This window comes from Cutibacterium equinum (genome assembly GCF_028021195.1).
In the GTDB taxonomy this organism is placed as follows: Bacteria; Actinomycetota; Actinomycetes; order Propionibacteriales; family Propionibacteriaceae; genus Cutibacterium; species Cutibacterium equinum.
In genome coordinates, this window is the sequence record NZ_CP115668.1 from 342,318 (window position 1) to 359,639 (window position 17,322).

Sequence of the window (17,322 nt, forward strand, 5' to 3'; positions counted from 1 at the left end):
CTGACGACGATGACGCGGTCGCCCGTGCCCGTCACATCGGCATCTTGCCCATGACGATCCGGTCGTCGAACCACTGCCAGATCTGAGCGGTCTCGGTGAACCCGGCTGCACGCATCGACGCGAGATGGAACTCGGTGTTGACCTTCGGCGTGACGGCCTTGTCAGACCAGCGTCGTCGGTATTCCTCGGCCTCCGCATCCCATCCCGGCATGGCCAGGGCCGCGTCCCACCACTCCTGCCAGGACATCGCCCCGTCGTTTCGCATCTGCGCTGCGACGCGATCCCGTTCCGCTGGTGCCAATTCGGCCAAGAACGGCTCAGTGGCCTTGTCGAAGAACAGGTGGTCGGCATTGAGCAGGATCCCGCCGGGAGCCAGCACGGAGGCAATCTCTCTGTGCACTCTGGTCAGTTCATCGGGTGTGAACCAGTGCAGGGCCGTCGCGCTGATGGCGGCGTCGAAGGGGTCCTCGGCCCACCGGGCCGCCCATCCGGGCTCCCGCAGGTCAACATCGACGATCTCAACCCGGTCTGGGTGCGGCGTCGTCTCCCGGAACAACCGCATGAGCACGGGGTCGCGATCAACTCCGACGCACCTGGCGTCCCCAAATCGCTGCGTGACTGCGTTGGACAAGGATCCTGGGCCACAGCACACGTCGAGGACGCGCAACGGATGATCGAGTTTCGTGGCCAATCCGGCCAGGACGTCCATCATGCAGCGGGTACGAGCCTCGCGGAACTCAACGTAGACCCTCTGCTGGGCGTCCCAGGCCTGGAGAAGCTGGTGGGGTGTCAGTGAGGTCACTTTTTCTCCACGAGCTCGTGCAGCTTCTTGGCACCTGTGATGGACGAGGGGGACGGCGGGTCAGTCAGAGAGAACGGCAGCACGACAACACGGCCATTCTTGACGGCGTCGAGCTCCTTGGCACCCTTGAATCCCAGGAAGGTTGGCTCGACCTTCGAGGCATCTCCGTCACCAGCGAGCAGCACGATCCACTTCGGGTTCTTGTGCAACACGTCCTCCATGGAGGCGTCGAAAACCCGCGTGGAATTGTCACTGTAGAGGTTCTTCAAGCCGTTCGCTTCCAGGATGGGCTGCACCATGCTGGACGAACCGTAGGTGTAGAACTCGGTGCTACCCGGTGTGATGTAGAGGGCGGCCGCACCGTCCTTGGCTCCCGACCCGGCCTGGGACTCGATCTTCTTGATGTCGCCGTCGAGGTTCTTGTTGACCTCCTTGGCCTTGTCCGAGACGTTGAAGATGTTCGCGATTTTCGTCACCTCCTGGGTCACCAGGGAGAAGGTGGCCGGCGATGCGGGGGCCTTGTCAGTGCACAAGGCGTCAGGGCTGTACATCTTGACGCCGGCCTTGCGCAGAGCTGCCCTGTCGACACCGGTGTCATAGCCAATGACCAGATCCGCGCGCTGGTCGAGGATCGTCTCAGTGGACACCTTGGCGCCGCCGGTGTCGAGCTCCTGGGAAGCGATCTGCGGAATGGCCTTGATCTTGGCCAAGGAGTCGGCGTCGAAGGCACTATCCTTGATCTGTCCAGCGCGACCAATGACGTGGTCAAGCACGCCGAGGGCTGCCATAGTCGAGGCGTCGGTGTCTCCCAACATGATGACCCGCTTGGGGACGTCGGTGAAGGTCAGTTTCTCGTTGCAGCTCATGACTGTCCTGGCCGGTGCGGAGGAGGACGAGGCCGACGGAGAGGGTTTCTGGGTCGAGGACCCAGCGCAGGCGCTCATGGACAGGCCGCACAGTCCTACAAGGGTTGCCGCTAGTGCGCGAGTTGCGCGGCGGGTTCGAAGCGTGGACATGGTGTTCTCCTTCATCGTGGTGGATTGAACAAAAGATGGATGTGGCCGTTGTGGGAAATGCGGTCCACGTCAACCCGGTATATCCGTGACAGCAGATCGGGTTGGAGGACCTCCTCGCAAGGGCCTGACGCGACGAGGCGGCCTTCATCGAGCAAGATCAACTGGTCGCAGGCCCGAGCAGCCAGATTGAGGTCATGGAGCACGATGACGGTGGTGGCGTCAATGGTTTTGACCAAGTCGAGTAGGGCGAATTGATGGCCGATGTCGAGGTGATTGGTGGGCTCGTCAAGGAGCAGATGTCCGGCCTGTTGGGCGATGGCTCGGGCAACGAGAACCCGCTGGCGTTCTCCTCCTGACAACTGGGTGACGAGTCGCTCGGCAAGGTTCGTCAAGTCGGTTCTGGTCAGGGCATCCTCGACGATCTCGCGATCGGCTGCGTCCCCATAACCCATGAGGGATCTGTGGGGGAGTCGTCCCAGGGCGACGGTGTCTCGTACGGTCAGTGGCAGGGCTTGATCGGGGATCTGCGAGACGACGGCGATCTCGCGGGCGATCTCGCGGCGGCTCATGGCTGACAGGTCATGGTCGCTGACGGTGACGTGCCCAGAGGCAATCGTGACGTTGTGGTACAGGGCAGACAACAAGGTCGACTTTCCTGCGCCATTGGGGCCGACGACCCCGATCGTCACGCCTTGGTCCGCGGAAAGATCGACGCCATCGAGGACAACCCGTTGTCCACGGCGAATGACCAGGTCAGATGCGGTGATCATGCCAGGGCCTCCCGTCTGACCAACACGAGGAGGAACGGCGCACCGAGCAGGCCCGTGATGACTCCGATGGGCAGCTCGGCGGGGCTGAACACGGTGCGCGAGAAGGTGTCAGCCCACACCAGGAAGACCGCCCCAGCCATCGCTGAGGAGGCCACCAGGTGGCGGTGGCCGTGCCCGATGAAGGACCGCATGAGGTGGGGGATGACCAGCCCGACGAAGCCAATACCTCCGCTGATCGCCACCGCGACGGCCACCCCGGCCGATACGGGGATCAGAAGCAGGATACGGGTCACCGCGGGGTCGATTCCCACGGCGGTGGCAGTGGAATCCCCGGACGCCAAGGCGTCAAGCCAGGGGGCGCAGGCCCACAGCAGCCCTGCGAGCACAACTGCCACGACGATCATCGTCCACCCTTGCGCCCAGCTGGCTCGAGACAGGTCGCCGAGGGTCCAGAACATCACGGCGCGGGCGGTCTCGGCCGAGTCGGAGGAGAAGATGATGAAGTTGGTGACGGCTTGGAAGATGAATCCCACTGCGAGGCCGGCGAGGACGAGGCGCAGGGTCGACGAGTTACGACCGCCTCCCATGAACAACACGATCGCGGTGGACAGGAGTGCTCCCACAAAAGCCATCCCGGCTACTGCGAATGAGGAGGTGACCCCGATGATGATGATCGCTGCGGCGGCTCCCGATGAGGCTCCCGCACTGACGCCCAGGACGTAGGGTTCCGCGAGGGGGTTACGAACCACGGCCTGCAGGGCGACTCCGGCGACACCGAGGGTGGCGCCGACTCCCAGCCCAGTGACGATGCGAGGCATCCGGTTCTGCCACACGATCGCGTCAGTAATGCCATCCCATGTCAGGTGAACCGGAATGCCGCAGTGATCGGCCAAGACTCCCAGGACCTGATCGATGGGTACCGGCGCGGCACCAAAGGCGATCGAGAGCACCGGGGTGAGCACGAGGAGAGCTACGAGCAGGGCAAAACGCGCCGGGGTATGGCGGTGAAGTCGAGCCAAGGACAAGCCGTTCTCGTCAGGGCCGAATCGCGCGGCCGTCGGGTAGATGCGGGCCGGGAGGTTTTCGGACTTGGCCTCGACCGAACGGGCGCCTTCCCGGTTTCCCAGTGGCTTGTCTGCCCGCCCGTCCGCCTTACCGCTGCGCGTCAGTCCCCGATTTGCACGAGGTTCCCTACGCCGGACGCGGTTAGCTTAGCATTGGCTGACGCGAGATATTCGGCTGACCTCACATTCTTACTTCGGCCGCCTTCAGCACCCTCATGAGAGCGATGTGGCAGCCTCGGCCCTTTCCTGAGCATCGTCAGCGGGGAGAAGACGACGAAGCCCCAGGGCGTCGTGCCTGGGGCTTCGAGATTGAAGGGCGGATCGACTCAGCCGAAACGACCGGAGATGTAATCCTCGGTGGCCTTCTCCTTGGGGTTGGAGAAGATCTTGTCGGTGCTGTCGATCTCGACCAAGCGGCCAGGCTCGCCCTGGGCCTTCAGGTTGAAGAAGGCGGTCTGGTCGGAGACACGAGCGGCCTGCTGCATGTTGTGGGTCACGATGACCACGGTGAAGCGCTCCTTGAGCTCACCGATGAGGTCCTCGATGGCCAGGGTCGAGATCGGGTCCAAGGCCGAGCAGGGCTCGTCCATGAGAATGACCTCGGGCTCGACGGCGATAGCGCGAGCAATGCACAAACGCTGCTGCTGGCCACCGGACAGGGAGGCACCGGAGCGTTCCAGACGATCCTTGACCTCATCCCACAGGTTCGCACCGCGCAGTGACTTCTCGCAGGCCTCGTCGAGCAGTTTGTTGTCGCGCACGCCATTGAGTTTCAGACCGGCCACGACGTTGTCACGAATCGACATCGCCGGGAACGGGTTTGCGCGCTGGAACACCATGCCGATGTTGCGTCGCACGGCCACCGGGTCAACTCCCTTGCCGTAAAGGTCGACGCCGTCGAGCTCCACCTTGCCGGTGCAGTAGGCGCCGGGGATGACCTCGTGCATACGGTTGAGGGTGCGCAGCACCGTCGACTTGCCACAGCCGGATGGGCCGATGAAGGCCGTCACGGTACGGGGCTCGACGGTCAGGTTCACCGACTCAACGGCGTGGAAGGAGCCGTAGTAGATGTTGAGGTCCTTGACCTCGATCCGCTTTGCCATATTCAGCTCTCTTTCGTGTCACTTGCCCATGCGACGCATGTAGCGGCGGGAGACGCCACGGGCAATGAGGTTGAGTCCCATGACAAGGATGATGAGGGTGATCGCAGCGCCCCAGACCATCGGGGTGTCCACGCCGCCCTGGATGTAGGCGTTCGTGATGACGGTCGGCAAGGTCGCGAAGTTCGGGGTCGACGGGTTGAAGGTCAACTCGGTGTTGAACTGCAACAACACGATCAGCGGTGCCGTCTCACCCATGACTCGGGCCAGGCCGAGCACGATACCGGTGAGAATGCCGGTCATCGAGGTAGGCAGGACGACCCTCACGATCGTCTTCCACTTGGAGACTCCCAGGGCGAAGGAGGCTTCGCGCAGTGAGTCTGGCACCAGCTTGAGCATCTCCTCGGTGGATCGCAGCACCGTCGGCACCATGAGGATCATGAGGGCCAAGGATGCGGCCCAGGCCGACTGGGTCCCGCCGAGAGTGGTGACGACCACGGCGAAGATGAACAGGGCGGCAACGATCGAGGGCACACCGGTCAACACGTCGACGGCAAAGCTGACGACTTTGGCGATTTTCGTGCCTCGCGCGTACTCGACCAAGAAGATGGCGGTCAGCAGAGCGATCGGCACGGAGATGATCGAGGTGATGAGACCGATCTCGATGGTTCCGACGATGGCGTGGATGGCTCCCTGCTCGACGAGTTCCCAGGACGGGTCCATCGAGTGGCTCCACCACGAGGCATGGAACAGTGACCCAATACCGCGTCGGATGGCCGCGAATAGCAGCCAGACCAGCGGGATGACGGCCAGCAAGGTGGCGACGATCATGAAGACCGAGGCGCAACCGCTCTTCGTGGTCCGTTTGCCGGACGGACGGGAGAGGTCCAGCTTGCCGGCCTCCGGAGCGTTCTCGGCGTGTGCAGGAATGTGTTCGGGGGTGGTGGCGCTCATCGCTTGACTCCCTTCGCCGCGATCATGCGGGCAGCCGCGTTGACCACGAAGGTAATGACGAACAGGGCCAGGGCCGACGCCACCAAGGCGCCCAGCGAGGTGGGATCGCTGATGGCCTCGGAGAAGTTACCGGCGATCTTCGAGGCGAAGGTCTCGCCGCCGACGAAGATCGACAGATTGAGCTTCTGTTTGAGAGCCATGGGGCTGATCGTCTGCAAGATCAGGGTGACGGCCAGTGTCTCGCCCAGAGCACGTCCCAGACCGAGCATGGCTCCCGAGATGATTCCGGAGCGGGAGTGGGGGAGCACCGCGAGCTTGATGACTTCCCAGCGCGTCGATCCCAGAGCCAGCGCAGCCTCAACCTGGTCGTGCGGGGTCTGAGCCATGACATCGCGGCTGACGGCGGTGATGATCGGCAGAATCATGATGGCCAGAACGAGGCTGGCGAGGTAGACCGTGCCGGTGGCGGAGGACCAGGACTCGTCCTCAGCGAAGATCGGGATCCAACCGAGCACCGAGATGATGGCGGTACGCAAGCCGTTGACGATGCTTGAGGATCCGAAGACGATACCGCCCCACAGACCGAAGACGATCGAGGGCACAGCGGCCAGCAGGTCGACGACGAACGCGACGGGGCTGGCGAGCTTCTTGGGTGCCAGTTGGGTGATGAAGAGGGCGATGCCCACGGAGAGAGGAACCGCGATGAGTAGGGCAAGCAGGGACGAGATGACCGTCGTCCACAGCAGGGCCTGAATACCGAAGGCCGGTGGATTCTGGTCGGTCGTCCAGGCGCGAGAGGTGAAGAAGTTGTCGGTGTTTGCCGACAGGGTCGGTGCCGCCGTCTTGATGAGGAAGATGAACATCAGGATGACGATGATGGCCAGCGCAATGGCGATGACCGACGAGGTGCCGGCGAAAATCCTGTCCCCGACTCTGGACACCGGCTTCATACGGGACGCGGCTGTTGGTTTCCGCTGCGCCGTCGATGTGGTTTCAGCCATGGGCTTCCTTCGTCGCGTTCATGGTTGTTGTCGTAGGTGGGGCGGGAGGACGTGTGCGTCCTCCCGCCCCAGAGTACCGGGATCAGATGACCCGGGCGAAGTTGATCAGGAGAGGGCCTGAGCAGAGGCCAGAACCTTGGAAGCGACGTCCGAAGGCAGCGGAGCGTAACCAGCGTCCTGGATCTTCTTCTGCTCCTGCTCGGAGGCGTAGAAGGAGAGGAAGTCCTTCAGGAGGGCAGTCTTACCGGCATCCTCGCCCTTCGAGCAAGCGATCTCGTAGGTCACGAGGACGGCGGGGTACACGCCAGCCGGGGTGTCCTTGTACTGCAGCTCGAGCTGCAGGTCGTTGCCCTGGCCCACAACCTTGGCGGCAGAGACAGCCTTACCAGCGGACTCACCGGTCAGCTTGACCGGACCGTTGCCGTTGTCGATGGCAGCCATGTCGAGGTTGTTCTTGGTGGCGTAGGACCACTCGTCGTAAGAGATCGAGTTCTTGGTGTCCTTGACGGCCTGGGCGATACCAGCCGACTTGTCAGCACCCTTGCCAGCACCCTTCCAGGTCTTGGAGTGCTTCTCGGTCCAGATGTCGCCAGCAGCCTTGTTGAGGAACTGGGTGAAGTTGTCGGTGGTGCCCGACTCGTCCTTGCGGTAGAAGACCTCGATCTGAGCGGACGGCAGCTTGGCGGAGGGGTTCTCCTTCTTGATGGCCTCGTCGTCCCACTTCTTGATGGCGCCGGAGAAGATCTTGGCGAGGGTCGGGGTCGAGAGGGTCAGGTCCTTGACGCCCTCAACGTTGTAGACGACGGCGATCGGGCCGGCAGCCATCGGCATGTGCCACGGCTCAGCGTTGCAGCGCTGCTTGGCCTTGTCGGGCTCGCCCTTGTCCTTGTTGAGGACGGAGTCGGAACCAGCCCAGTCGGTCTGCTTGCCGATGAAGGACTTCACACCAGCGCCGGAGCCGGTGGGGGAGTAGTTGATGGTGGCCGAGGAGCAGGCAGCCTTGTAGTCAGAGATGACCTGGTTGATGGCGTTGAGCTGAGCCGAGGAGCCAGCGCCGGAGATGCTGCCACCGGGGCAGGCCGGCTTGAACGAAGCGGCGTCAGCTGCGGAGTCGCTGGACTCAGAGGCCTCGCTGGTCGCCGAAGAAGCGTCGGAAGCAGCGGCCGAAGTGGCCTCGGACGACGAGGGGGAGGGGCTGGCCTCCTTGTCGCCGTCGGCGCCACAAGCGGTGAGGGAGATGGCGCTAATAGCAGCCAGAGCAGTGATCTTGGCGAGACGGTTCGTCACGGCACATCCTTTTCGAGTGATCTCCTGGAGCCGCCGGTGCGGTCCTTGGTACAGGGATGACGCTAGGGCTCGAAAATGTCTCAAGAACCGCGTGAAGGTTAACGGAAGGTGAATACCGGCGGCATCCTGATTGAAGAACCGCGCCCAGACGGCCCGAATGTCCACGCTGCTGTCAGTACTGTGAGGCGTACCACTCTTCGCGGATGGCGTGGCCCGCCTCATCCAGGTGAACGACGAGACATTCCGCAGTTGACATTGGGTGATTCGCCCCGCCGAGAGCCTGCCGCATGGTTGGCAGGACAGGCCTGTGACCGCACACCGCGATAGGCCGTGAGAGGTCCGACATGGCACGATGGGCGATTGTCCTCATGGCGGACACCGTCCCTGCGGGATCGGCGTCGTGAGCCTCTTCGCTGAGTGCGTCCATCGCGGCGATGTCGGCCCCGATACTCTTGGCATACGGTTCGAAGGTCTGCATGCACCGCGCAGATGGCGAGCTGGCAAGGCGAGATACCCCATATGCGCCAAGTAGGGCAATCAAGGCCTTGGCCTGACGACGACCCCGCTTTTCCAGGGGACGATCGGCGTCCCTGGTTTTCTGAGAACTCCATTCCTTGCGCGAGACGGCCTTGCCGTGACGTACCAGGACGACGGTCGACGTCGTCGGTAGGGCGAGAGCCTCCTCAAGGACCTGGACGTCAGTGGCATAGCTGAGCTGCTTCAGAGCCTGTTGCGTGGGCATCCACAACGCACCGTCAATTTCTTCTGGGCTGGCGGTCGCCTCGTCGATTGATCCGCCGACGACGACTCCCAGCCACCATGACACCACCTTTGCGCGCGACTTCGGCTTGCCGCTGGCGGTGGTGTACGTGACGGTGTATTCGGTGGGCTGCAGGGGCATCGACAATCGAATGGCGATTCCGGTTTCCTCAGCCACCTCGCGCACGGCGGTGATGGGGAGGTCCTCTCCCCGCTCGACCTTTCCCTTGGGCAAGGAGAGATCGTCATAGCTGGGGCGATGGATGACGAGCACCTCGCGGGCGCCCTCGGTGCCATCAATGGTGCGCAGCACGACGGCGCCAGCGGCCTGGATGGGGCCGTGGTGTCCTCCCATCTCGGTTCATCGCCTCCTGTCGCGGGTCCGTCGGATGAGTTCCTCCTGAAGGCCGGTCAGGACTTTGCCGTCAGGGCCGCGGGAGACCTCGGTCCAGGTGCGGTCGTGCAGATGCCAGGACACGGTCCCCGGATCGAAGGCCATCTCGAACATCTCCTCGACCTCGGCCACGTGGTGCTTGTTCGACAGCCCGACTAGGGCCTCCACACGTCGGTCGAGGTTGCGGTGCATGAGGTCGGCCGATCCGATGGCGACCAGCGGACGACCGCCATTGGCGAACCAGAAGATGCGAGAGTGCTCGAGGAATCGTCCCAACACCGAGATGACTCGGATGTTCTCACTCAGACCGGGCACCCCGGGGCGGATCGCGCAGATGCCGCGCACCCACAGGTCCACCGGAACCCCGGCTCGAGAGGCTCGGTAGAGGGCGTCAATGACGCGCTCGTCGACGATCGAGTTGACCTTGATCTTCACACCGGCCGGCAGACCAGCCTTCTTGTTCTCGATCTCGTGCTCGATGGCGTCGACGATGCCGGTGCGAATACCCTCGGGGGCCACGAGCAGGCGGCGGTACTGCTTCTCGGCGGTCATCCCGGACAGGTGGTTGAACAGCCGTGCGACGTCCTCGGTGATGATCGGATTGGACGTCAGCAGTCCCATGTCCTCGTACTGACGAGCGGTCTTGGGGTTGTAGTTGCCAGTGCCGATGTGGGCGTAGCGACGCAGCCCCTCGCCCTCGTCACGGATGGCCAGGGCCAGCTTGCAGTGGGTCTTGAGTCCGACCATGCCGTAGACGACGTGGACTCCGGCGCGTTCCAGCACCCGTGCCCAGGCGATATTGGCCTGCTCGTCGAATCTGGCCTTGATCTCCACGACGGCCAACACCTGCTTGCCTGCCTCAGCGGCGTCAACGAGGGCGTCGATGATGGGGGAGTCGCCAGAGGTCCGGTACAGAGTCTGCTTGATTGCCAACACCTGGGGATCGTGGGCCGCCTGCTCGACGAACCTCTGCACACTGGTGGCGAAGGAATCGTACGGGTGGTGCACCAGGACGTCACGACGACGAATGGCCGCAAACATGTCTGCCGGACGAGCCGTCTCGACCTCGGCCAGGTGCGGGTGGGTGATGGGCAGGAAGTTCGGGTAGGACAGGTCGTCACGGTCGACGTCAGCCAGGGAGAACAGACCCGTGAGGTCCAGAGGAGCAGGAAGGTGGAAGACCTCCTTGTCCTTGATGTCGAGCTCACGGGTGAGCAGGGTGAGCATCTCTTCGGTGATGTCGTCCTGCACCTCAAGGCGCACCGGGGGGCGTCCCACATTGCGGCGCAGCAATTCCTTCTCCAACGCGAAGAGCAGGTTCTCCGCGTCGTCCTCCTCGACCTCGAGATCCTCGTTTCGGGTGACGCGGAAGGTGGTGTGCTGCAGCACATGCATGCCGGTGAACAGTTGGTCCAGGTGTCTGCTGATGATCTCCTCCAGGGGGAGGAATCGTCCGTGGCCGAGGTTGACCAGACGTGGCAGCACCGACGGCACCTTGACCCGGGCGAATTGTTCGGCGCCGGTGATGGGGTTGGCCAGCATGACGGCCAGGTTGATCGACAGGCCGCGAATATAGGGGAAGGGGTGTGAGGGGTCGACGGCCAACGGGGTGAGGATGGGGAAGATCCGCTCCGAGAAGAGGGTGCGCATCCGGCCCTTTTCGTCGTCGGTCAACTCCGACCAGCGCAGAATCTCAATGCCTTCGGCGGCCAGGCCGGGGCGGACCTCCTCGGCGAAGACGCGGGACTGCTCGGCGACGAGGTCATGGGTCCGGGCGAGGATCGCGTCATGAAGCTCGCGTGGCAGCAGACCGGCAACCGATGGGACGGCGACCCCGGCGTCGATACGGCGCTTGAGGCCAGCGACGCGCACCATGAAGAACTCGTCGAGGTTGGACGAGAAGATGGCCAGGAATTTCGCCCGTTCCAACAGCGGAATACGCTCGGCATCCCGGGCAAGATCCAGCACCCGCTCATTGAAGGCGAGCCACGACAGCTCCCGATCACTGTAGCGATCCTCCGGCAGCTCGTCGGGGGAGCTCGGGGGGACCCCGGGGTTGGACTTCTTGGCCATGGACACACTCCTTCAGTCCGCCCGCGTCATGGTGGGCGTAGCAGGAGACAATCTATCGGACGACAGGTGTCCACAATGGGCCTAACTCGACGTCAGCTCGCAGAATGTGAACGAACTCAGCGTTCTGCCTGCAACCGGTAGCCGACCGATCTCACCGTCTGGATGTGTCCCTCATACTCCGGGCCAACCTTGGCTCGCAGGCGACGGATGTGGACGTCAACGGTTCGGCTGCCGCCGTAGTAGTCGTATCCCCACACATCTGTCAGCAGGATGCCGCGACTGAGCACTCGACCGGGGTGAGCGACGAGGTACTTCAACAGCTCGAACTCGGTGTAGGTGAGGTCAAGGTCCTTGCCCCCGACGGTGGCGGTGTAACCATCTTCGTCAACGGTGAATGGCCCCGCGACAAGCTCATTGGCCACCTGGGCGGTGAACAGACATCGCAGCCGGGTCTCCGCCTCGAGCGGGGTGGCCGAGTCACAGAGGAAATCATCGTGGCCCCAGTCCGGACTGATGACCGACAGCGTCTCCTGGCCAGCCAGCACCAGGACCGGGACTCGTCTGTCCAGACATGACAGCTGTAGGCACGCCTCCCGAGCCTTGGCAGGTTCGTCACGGCAGTCGACCAGGACGACGTCGGCCCCGTCGAGGTGAGACAGACATTCCTGCAGACCCTCGTAGCGGGTGATGGTGTGAGGAAGCAGCTCGAGGGCCTGGGGAAGCGGGGCGTCCACGGGGCCCAGCAAGGACAGTCGTGCCATCCGGATGCCCTCCATGTCGTCGAAATACCACAGCCGTGACGCGCCCCATCATCCTACGGTCATCTGGGCCGTCTCATGATGCCAGCACTATCATGGCTGAAGTGACGAGGATGCCTGACGAGTGGTTCCGTCCGGACGAGGAGGAGCCCGGACCCGATGAGCCTCGCCATGCAGACGAGTCCGAGTCGTCAGATTCAACCCCTCGGCGCGCTGATCGGCCGGACAATCCCCTCACCACGACAAGCGGATCGATTCGCGTCGTCAACGATGACACCGGGCCTAGCGTCGTCGTCGGACATGCTCGCGAACCCGGTGTGATCGCTGTTGCCCGACGTCACCGATTCCCCGTGTGGATACTGATGGTGGCGGCAGCCCTCGTCGTCGGTCTGGTACTTGGCACCTTCATCACCGGGTCCCGCGATGACACCGGTGCCGTGAACGCGGCTGTGCCCCCCGCCTCACCTGCCTCGAGTGTCTCGGCTGCGATGCCCTACCACGGGCCGGGCAAGCCGATTCGCGGTCTCAAGGCGACAGCCTCGTGCGTTGCAGACCCGGCCGTCGACTCTGAGCACCATGTCGTGCATTACGACCCCAGGCTCTTGGTCGATGACAAACCCGATACCGCCTGGAGGTGCAACGGATCCGGGGAAGGTCAACAGATCACCCTCACCCTGCCGCAGTCGTCCCGGATTGTCGGAGTGGGAATGATCAACGGCTACGCCAAAGTCTATGGCGACGTCGATCTCTATCCCCAGTACCGGCGAGTGCGGACAGTGCGTTGGACGCTGCCAGACGGCACGTGGTTCAACCAGGACTTCACCGATGACGACGAGTCGATTCAGAAGGTCATGATCTCCCCCCATGCCGTCCGCGGAGACATCACGGTGACCATTGTTGCCACGACTGAGCACGGGCTGCTCGGGGAGCCAACTCGCGACGCCGTCCTCATCTCGACCATCCAGGTCTACGAGGAAGACTGACGGGCGGGATCAGCGCCAATCGTCGGTGTCGATGAGGATCGTCATCGGTCCGTCATTGACCAGGCTGACCTTCATGTCGGCGCCGAAAACACCGGTCTCCACGTGCGCTCCCAGTCCGCGCAGGTGAGACACGAAGTGGTCGACCAGAGGCTGGGAGACCGGTCCGGGGGCGGCCGCGCTCCACGACGGGCGGCGACCCTTTCGAGTGCTGGCATACAGGGTGAACTGGCTGACGACGAGGATCGGGGCATCGATGTCGCTGGCGGACTTCTCGTCGTCAAGGATGCGCAGACCCCAGATCTTCTCGGCGAGTTTCTCGGCGTCGGCAGCGGTGTCCGTGCCGGTCACCCCCACCAGCACGACGAGCCCCGGGCTACCCAGAGCTCCGACCGTCTGGCCGTCGATGGCGACCTGCGCACTGCTTGCTCGTTGAATGACGACTCGCACGGAAATCGAGTCTACGCAGCCAATCTCGTAGAATCAGGGTGTGGCTGTGGCTGATCTCGTGGTTCTGGTGACCGTCGCCGTGATAGGCGCCGTGTTGCCGCTCGTTGCTGTGACGCGGGTTCTCATCTCAGCCTGGCGCGGCTGAACCCGCCCTCTCAGTACTTGACGAAACTCCTACTCGACACGAGGACTCATGCCCTTCCACATTCCTGACAACCTGAATCGTGATCTCATGCCCCTGGCCTGGATGATTGGCCACTGGGAAGGAGAAGGACACGGTAATACCCCCGAGGACGGTGAGTTCAGCTTCGGGTGCCAGGTCGACTTCACCGACAACGGCGGGGACTACCTGCACTACATCTGCCAAACCTTCACCATGAACCCTGACGGCACGCCGGCTGCGCCACTGCGTATGGAGACCGGGTTCTGGCGTCCCAACGTCGAGACCCGCAAGATTGACGTCCTCATGGCTGCTCCGGAAGGTTGGGCGGAAGTCTGGACCGGAAATATCGATGGAGCCAAGATTGAACTCGTGACGGATGCCGTCGCCCGTACCGAGGACGCCCTCGTGCCCTACACCGGTGGTCAACGTCTCTACGGCCAGGTTGAGGGTGACCTGCTGTGGACCTTCGATCGTGCGACCACCCAGGCCCCGTTGCAGCCTTACATGTGGGCTCGCCTCAAGAGGGCTTGAGATGGCCGATCCAGTGCTGCTGGTCGACGGGCCTGACGCCGGTCTGGTCTCTCATGTGGCCAATCCCCTGGCCGAGCAGCGGCTCATGATGGACGGCGGCGGGTGGTTGGAGTTGTCCAACCGTGAGGTCTTCACGGTGACCGGCGCTGACCGGCTGTCGTGGTTGCATTCCCTGACCTCCCAATACCTCGACGGTCTGGAGGCCGGACGTACGACGACGAGCCTGGTGCTCTCACCGACTGGGCACGTCGAGCACGTCATGCACGCAGTCGACGACGGGCAGACCTTCTGGGGCTGGACCGAGCCCGGCAGGGGAGCGGACTTGGTTGCCTGGCTGGATTCGATGCGCTTCATGATGCGGGTCGAGGTGGCATCGCGACCAGACATGACCGTTCGCTGGCTCGGGTCAAAGGTTGCGACGCCGACAAATGCCATTGTTGTCGACTCCCAGGTGGCCGGCGGGCATGAGGTCATCGTCTCCGCCGACGCCGCTGAGCCGGTGGACACTGGACAGGTCGGTGTGCTGGCGTGGGAGGCGCTGCGTATCGCCGCTGGGATTCCTCGTATCGGCATCGACACCGACGATCGCACCATCCCCAACGAGATCGGCCTGTACGGAACCCACCTAGACAAGGGGTGTTACCGAGGTCAAGAGACCGTGGCCCGGGTGTACAACCTGGGCCGACCGCCACGTCGACTGACATTGCTACAGCTTGACGGTTCCCGGACTGAGCTTCCGGTTGTCGGCTCCGAGGTCCGCGCTGGTGGACGTCGTGTCGGCATCATGGGATCGTCTGCTACACATCATGTCGACGGCCCGATTGGCCTTGCCCTGGTGCGTCGTGGTGTCGACGTCAACCTGGACTTGGAGGTTGACGGGATTGCTGCTGGTCAGGAACCGCTCGTCGACCCAGAGGTTGGCTTGCATGTTCGCCCGGTAGTGTGAGCCTGTGCTCCTGTCGTCAGCAGGGCCGAGGAGGAAAATACGTGAAGAAGGATTATTTCAACCGCACGCAGAAATTGGTGACGGTCGTTATTGACGTCGTCGTCTTCGTGGCTGGAATTTTCCTGTCATTCTGGATGCGTTTTGGGATGGTCATCCCGCAGCGAAACCTGGACGACGGAAAAGCCGCGCTCATGGCGTCGGTGATCGCGTTCCTCATTATCAATGTGTTGTCGGGTGTCTACGTTTTGTACAACAAGACACTCCTGGACATTGGGATTATCACGGTCGTCGACCAGGTCATGGTGACGATCGTCATCATGGCGCTGACCTTCTTTGGTCGCTGGTTTGCCTTCCCGCGCTCAGTCCTCCTCATCAACCTGCTGGTTGGCATAGTTCTGCTGTTCATCTGGCGCAGCATTGAGTTTGTTGCCTATCGCCGCTTGCGAGGGGCCAAACGAGTGATGCTGCTCGGCCCCCCGGAGACCCTCAACCGCGCCGTCATGAATTACATGGCCAACAAGGCAACCCGTCATCGCCTCACCCATGTGGTCCATGGTCACTACCTGGAGCAGATTCGCGCCCATATTGACGAATTCGACACAGCCCATGTCTCTGACGATCTTCCGGCACCGGAGCGAGTCGCTATTTATGACCTGCTGCTGAGTGAGGACAAAGAGATCTTCATGTCGACCTCGTTTGAGCACATGATGCTCATCAATCCGACAATCATGTCGATTGAGGACGAGACGATCATTGCTGCCAGCCCATTCAGCATTCCGGCGGAAATGGACATCGTCAAGAGGTTCTTTGACATCGTGCTGTCCCTGATAGCCCTGGTTCTCCTCTCGCCCATCATGCTCATCACCGCGATCCTGGTGAAGGCCAGCTCTCCCGGCCCGGTGTTCTACCGTCAGACCCGTATCACCAAGGACGGCAAGGAGTTCAAGATCCTCAAGTTCCGCTCCATGGGAGTGACAGCCGAGAAGGAATCCGGGCCGATGCTGGCGACCTCCAATGACCCGCGCGTCACCCCGGTCGGCAAATATTTGCGGAGCTTGCGTATCGACGAGATCCCCCAGCTCATCAACGTGCTCATCGGTGATATGTCGATCGTGGGGCCACGCCCGGAGCGCCCCTTCTTCGTCGATCAGTTTCAGGAGCAGAACGCCCACTACAAGCTGCGTCACAACGTGCGTGCCGGCATCACGGGCTACGCACAGGTCTACGGCAAGTACGCCTCTGACTTTGCCGCCAAGCTCAACTTCGACCTCATCTACATCAAGCAGTACTCGCTCATCCTCGACGTCAAGATCATGATCCAGACGATCAAGATCCTCTTCGACAAGGTGTCCTCACGAGGGGTCGACGAGACGGCTGAGCCGGATGAGAACATCGAGTTGCCCCCCGAGGTTCAGCAGTTGGACTGACGGGTGGGCAACCCGCTACCTCACGACTGGCGGGCGACCTTGTACTGGGCCGCCTGGGCACGGGGTCGAACAATCATGCGGTCGATGTTGACATGGGCGGGAAGCCCGGAAATCCACCGCACGCACTCGGCAACGTCCTCGGCCACCAGGGGAGAGTCGACGCCGTGGTACACCTTGTCGGCCTTGGCCTGGTCGCCGTGGAAACGGACGAGGGAGAACTCCTCGGTGTGGACCATGCCGGGGCTCACCTCGCACACTCGCACCGGATGCCCACACAGCTCCAGGCGCAGGGCCTCGACGATGGCGCGCTCACCGGACTTCGCCGCACAGTATCCGGCGCCGCCCTCGTAGCCCCATTCGGCGGCGGTGGAGGTGATCGTGACGATGGTTCCTTCCGCGGCCTCAAGAGCCGGCAGGAGGGCCTTCGTGACTCGTCCCATGCCGAGCACGTTGGTCTGGTACATCGTCGTCCACGCGTCGAGGTCGGCCTCGCTGACCGGCTCCTGACCGACGGCCCCGCCGGCATTGTTGACGAGAAGGTCAAGCGTGCCGTCAACGGTCTCGACAAGGTTGGCGACCGACTCGTCGCTGGTGACATCGCAGACCACTGCGCGTCCGCCGATCTGGGCGGCGAGGGACTCGATGCGCTCAGAGCGGCGAGCCGCACAGATGACACGCCAGCCGTCCTTGGCCAGGGCGCGTGCCGTGGCAGCGCCGATTCCCGAACTCGCTCCTGTGACGATTGCAGTCTTTGCCATGGCCCCATTGTGCTGCAGGTCATGAGCGTGCGAAAACCCCCTATCCTTCGGGACAGGATCCGTCGGGGTAGGGGGCTTTCACGAAACGG

General features: G+C 62.9%; 18 protein-coding genes and 1 riboswitch. Of the genes, 5 read left to right on the top strand and 13 right to left on the bottom strand.

Annotated elements, in window-relative coordinates; translation table 11 throughout:
- Positions 1 to 31: 31 nt before the first annotated feature.
- Together O6R08_RS01490 and O6R08_RS01495 are read right to left on the bottom strand one after the other, a co-directional pair.
- Entirely contained in the window at positions 32 to 802 is a 771-nt protein-coding gene (locus O6R08_RS01490) for a class I SAM-dependent methyltransferase (protein WP_271418428.1), read from the bottom strand.
- Positions 799 to 1,668: an ABC transporter substrate-binding protein gene (locus O6R08_RS01495; protein ID WP_456298778.1), complete on the bottom strand. Its 870-nt coding sequence runs from the start codon at positions 1,666 to 1,668 to the stop codon at positions 799 to 801. Before O6R08_RS01495 ends, O6R08_RS01490 begins: the two co-directional genes overlap by 4 nt.
- On the opposite strand from O6R08_RS01495, the gene O6R08_RS01500 reads away from it, so the two are divergent.
- Positions 1,616 to 1,846 (top strand): hypothetical protein, encoded by a 231-nt coding sequence (locus O6R08_RS01500; RefSeq protein ID WP_271418430.1) that lies wholly within the window; start codon positions 1,616 to 1,618, stop codon positions 1,844 to 1,846. The genes O6R08_RS01495 and O6R08_RS01500 overlap by 53 nt on opposite strands.
- On the opposite strand, the gene O6R08_RS01505 is transcribed toward O6R08_RS01500, so the two are convergent.
- The 9 genes from O6R08_RS01505 to O6R08_RS01545 form a co-directional block, all read right to left on the bottom strand.
- Positions 1,830 to 2,588, bottom strand: a complete 759-nt coding sequence (locus O6R08_RS01505; protein WP_271418431.1) for an ABC transporter ATP-binding protein — start codon at positions 2,586 to 2,588, stop codon at positions 1,830 to 1,832. The two genes, O6R08_RS01500 and O6R08_RS01505, sit on opposite strands and share 17 nt — an antisense overlap.
- Positions 2,585 to 3,607, bottom strand: coding sequence for a FecCD family ABC transporter permease (locus O6R08_RS01510; RefSeq protein ID WP_271419158.1), 1,023 nt, complete (start codon positions 3,605 to 3,607; stop codon positions 2,585 to 2,587). Before O6R08_RS01510 ends, O6R08_RS01505 begins: the two co-directional genes overlap by 4 nt.
- A gap of 58 nt (positions 3,608 to 3,665) precedes the next feature.
- Positions 3,666 to 3,781, bottom strand: a riboswitch (cobalamin riboswitch).
- Between the two features lie 197 nt (positions 3,782 to 3,978).
- Positions 3,979 to 4,755: a phosphate ABC transporter ATP-binding protein PstB gene (gene pstB, locus O6R08_RS01515; protein ID WP_271418432.1), complete on the bottom strand. Its 777-nt coding sequence runs from the start codon at positions 4,753 to 4,755 to the stop codon at positions 3,979 to 3,981.
- 18 nt (positions 4,756 to 4,773) lie between these two features.
- Positions 4,774 to 5,706: a phosphate ABC transporter permease PstA gene (pstA, locus tag O6R08_RS01520; protein ID WP_271418433.1), complete on the bottom strand. Its 933-nt coding sequence runs from the start codon at positions 5,704 to 5,706 to the stop codon at positions 4,774 to 4,776.
- A complete protein-coding gene (gene pstC / locus O6R08_RS01525; RefSeq protein WP_271418434.1) occupies positions 5,703 to 6,707 on the bottom strand; it encodes a phosphate ABC transporter permease subunit PstC in 1,005 nt (334 codons plus the stop codon). Before pstC ends, pstA begins: the two co-directional genes overlap by 4 nt.
- A 105-nt stretch (positions 6,708 to 6,812) precedes the next feature.
- On the bottom strand, positions 6,813 to 7,994 hold the full coding sequence (gene pstS / locus O6R08_RS01530; protein WP_271418435.1) for a phosphate ABC transporter substrate-binding protein PstS: 1,182 nt from the start codon (positions 7,992 to 7,994) through the stop codon (positions 6,813 to 6,815).
- Positions 7,995 to 8,166: 172 nt separating this feature from the next.
- Positions 8,167 to 9,108: an NUDIX hydrolase gene (locus O6R08_RS01535; protein WP_271418436.1), complete on the bottom strand. Its 942-nt coding sequence runs from the start codon at positions 9,106 to 9,108 to the stop codon at positions 8,167 to 8,169.
- A gap of 6 nt (positions 9,109 to 9,114) precedes the next feature.
- Positions 9,115 to 11,220, bottom strand: coding sequence for an RNA degradosome polyphosphate kinase (locus O6R08_RS01540; protein WP_271418437.1), 2,106 nt, complete (start codon positions 11,218 to 11,220; stop codon positions 9,115 to 9,117).
- Between the two features lie 116 nt (positions 11,221 to 11,336).
- On the bottom strand, positions 11,337 to 11,981 hold the full coding sequence (locus O6R08_RS01545) for a winged helix-turn-helix transcriptional regulator (protein ID WP_271418438.1): 645 nt from the start codon (positions 11,979 to 11,981) through the stop codon (positions 11,337 to 11,339).
- A gap of 110 nt (positions 11,982 to 12,091) precedes the next feature.
- Here O6R08_RS01545 and O6R08_RS01550 point away from each other — a divergent pair, with 110 nt between their 5' ends.
- Positions 12,092 to 12,961, top strand: a complete 870-nt coding sequence (locus tag O6R08_RS01550; protein ID WP_271419159.1) for an NADase-type glycan-binding domain-containing protein — start codon at positions 12,092 to 12,094, stop codon at positions 12,959 to 12,961.
- A gap of 9 nt (positions 12,962 to 12,970) precedes the next feature.
- Here the strand turns inward: O6R08_RS01550 and dtd are convergent, their stop codons facing one another.
- A complete protein-coding gene (gene dtd / locus O6R08_RS01555) occupies positions 12,971 to 13,408 on the bottom strand; it encodes a D-aminoacyl-tRNA deacylase (RefSeq protein ID WP_271418439.1) in 438 nt (145 codons plus the stop codon).
- A gap of 193 nt (positions 13,409 to 13,601) precedes the next feature.
- Here dtd and O6R08_RS01560 point away from each other — a divergent pair, with 193 nt between their 5' ends.
- The 3 genes from O6R08_RS01560 to O6R08_RS01570 are packed head-to-tail and all read left to right on the top strand — an operon-like array spanning position 13,602 to position 16,475.
- On the top strand, positions 13,602 to 14,102 hold the full coding sequence (locus tag O6R08_RS01560) for a nitrobindin family protein (protein WP_271418440.1): 501 nt from the start codon (positions 13,602 to 13,604) through the stop codon (positions 14,100 to 14,102).
- Position 14,103: 1 nt separating this feature from the next.
- Positions 14,104 to 15,048 carry a CAF17-like 4Fe-4S cluster assembly/insertion protein YgfZ gene (gene ygfZ / locus O6R08_RS01565; protein ID WP_271418441.1) on the top strand — a complete coding sequence of 315 codons (945 nt, stop codon included), beginning with the start codon at positions 14,104 to 14,106 and terminating at the stop codon, positions 15,046 to 15,048.
- Positions 15,049 to 15,089: 41 nt separating this feature from the next.
- Positions 15,090 to 16,475: a sugar transferase gene (locus tag O6R08_RS01570; protein WP_271418442.1), complete on the top strand. Its 1,386-nt coding sequence runs from the start codon at positions 15,090 to 15,092 to the stop codon at positions 16,473 to 16,475.
- Between the two features lie 20 nt (positions 16,476 to 16,495).
- Here the strand turns inward: O6R08_RS01570 and O6R08_RS01575 are convergent, their stop codons facing one another.
- Positions 16,496 to 17,233: an SDR family NAD(P)-dependent oxidoreductase gene (locus tag O6R08_RS01575; RefSeq protein WP_271418443.1), complete on the bottom strand. Its 738-nt coding sequence runs from the start codon at positions 17,231 to 17,233 to the stop codon at positions 16,496 to 16,498.
- Positions 17,234 to 17,322: the final 89 nt, after the last annotated feature.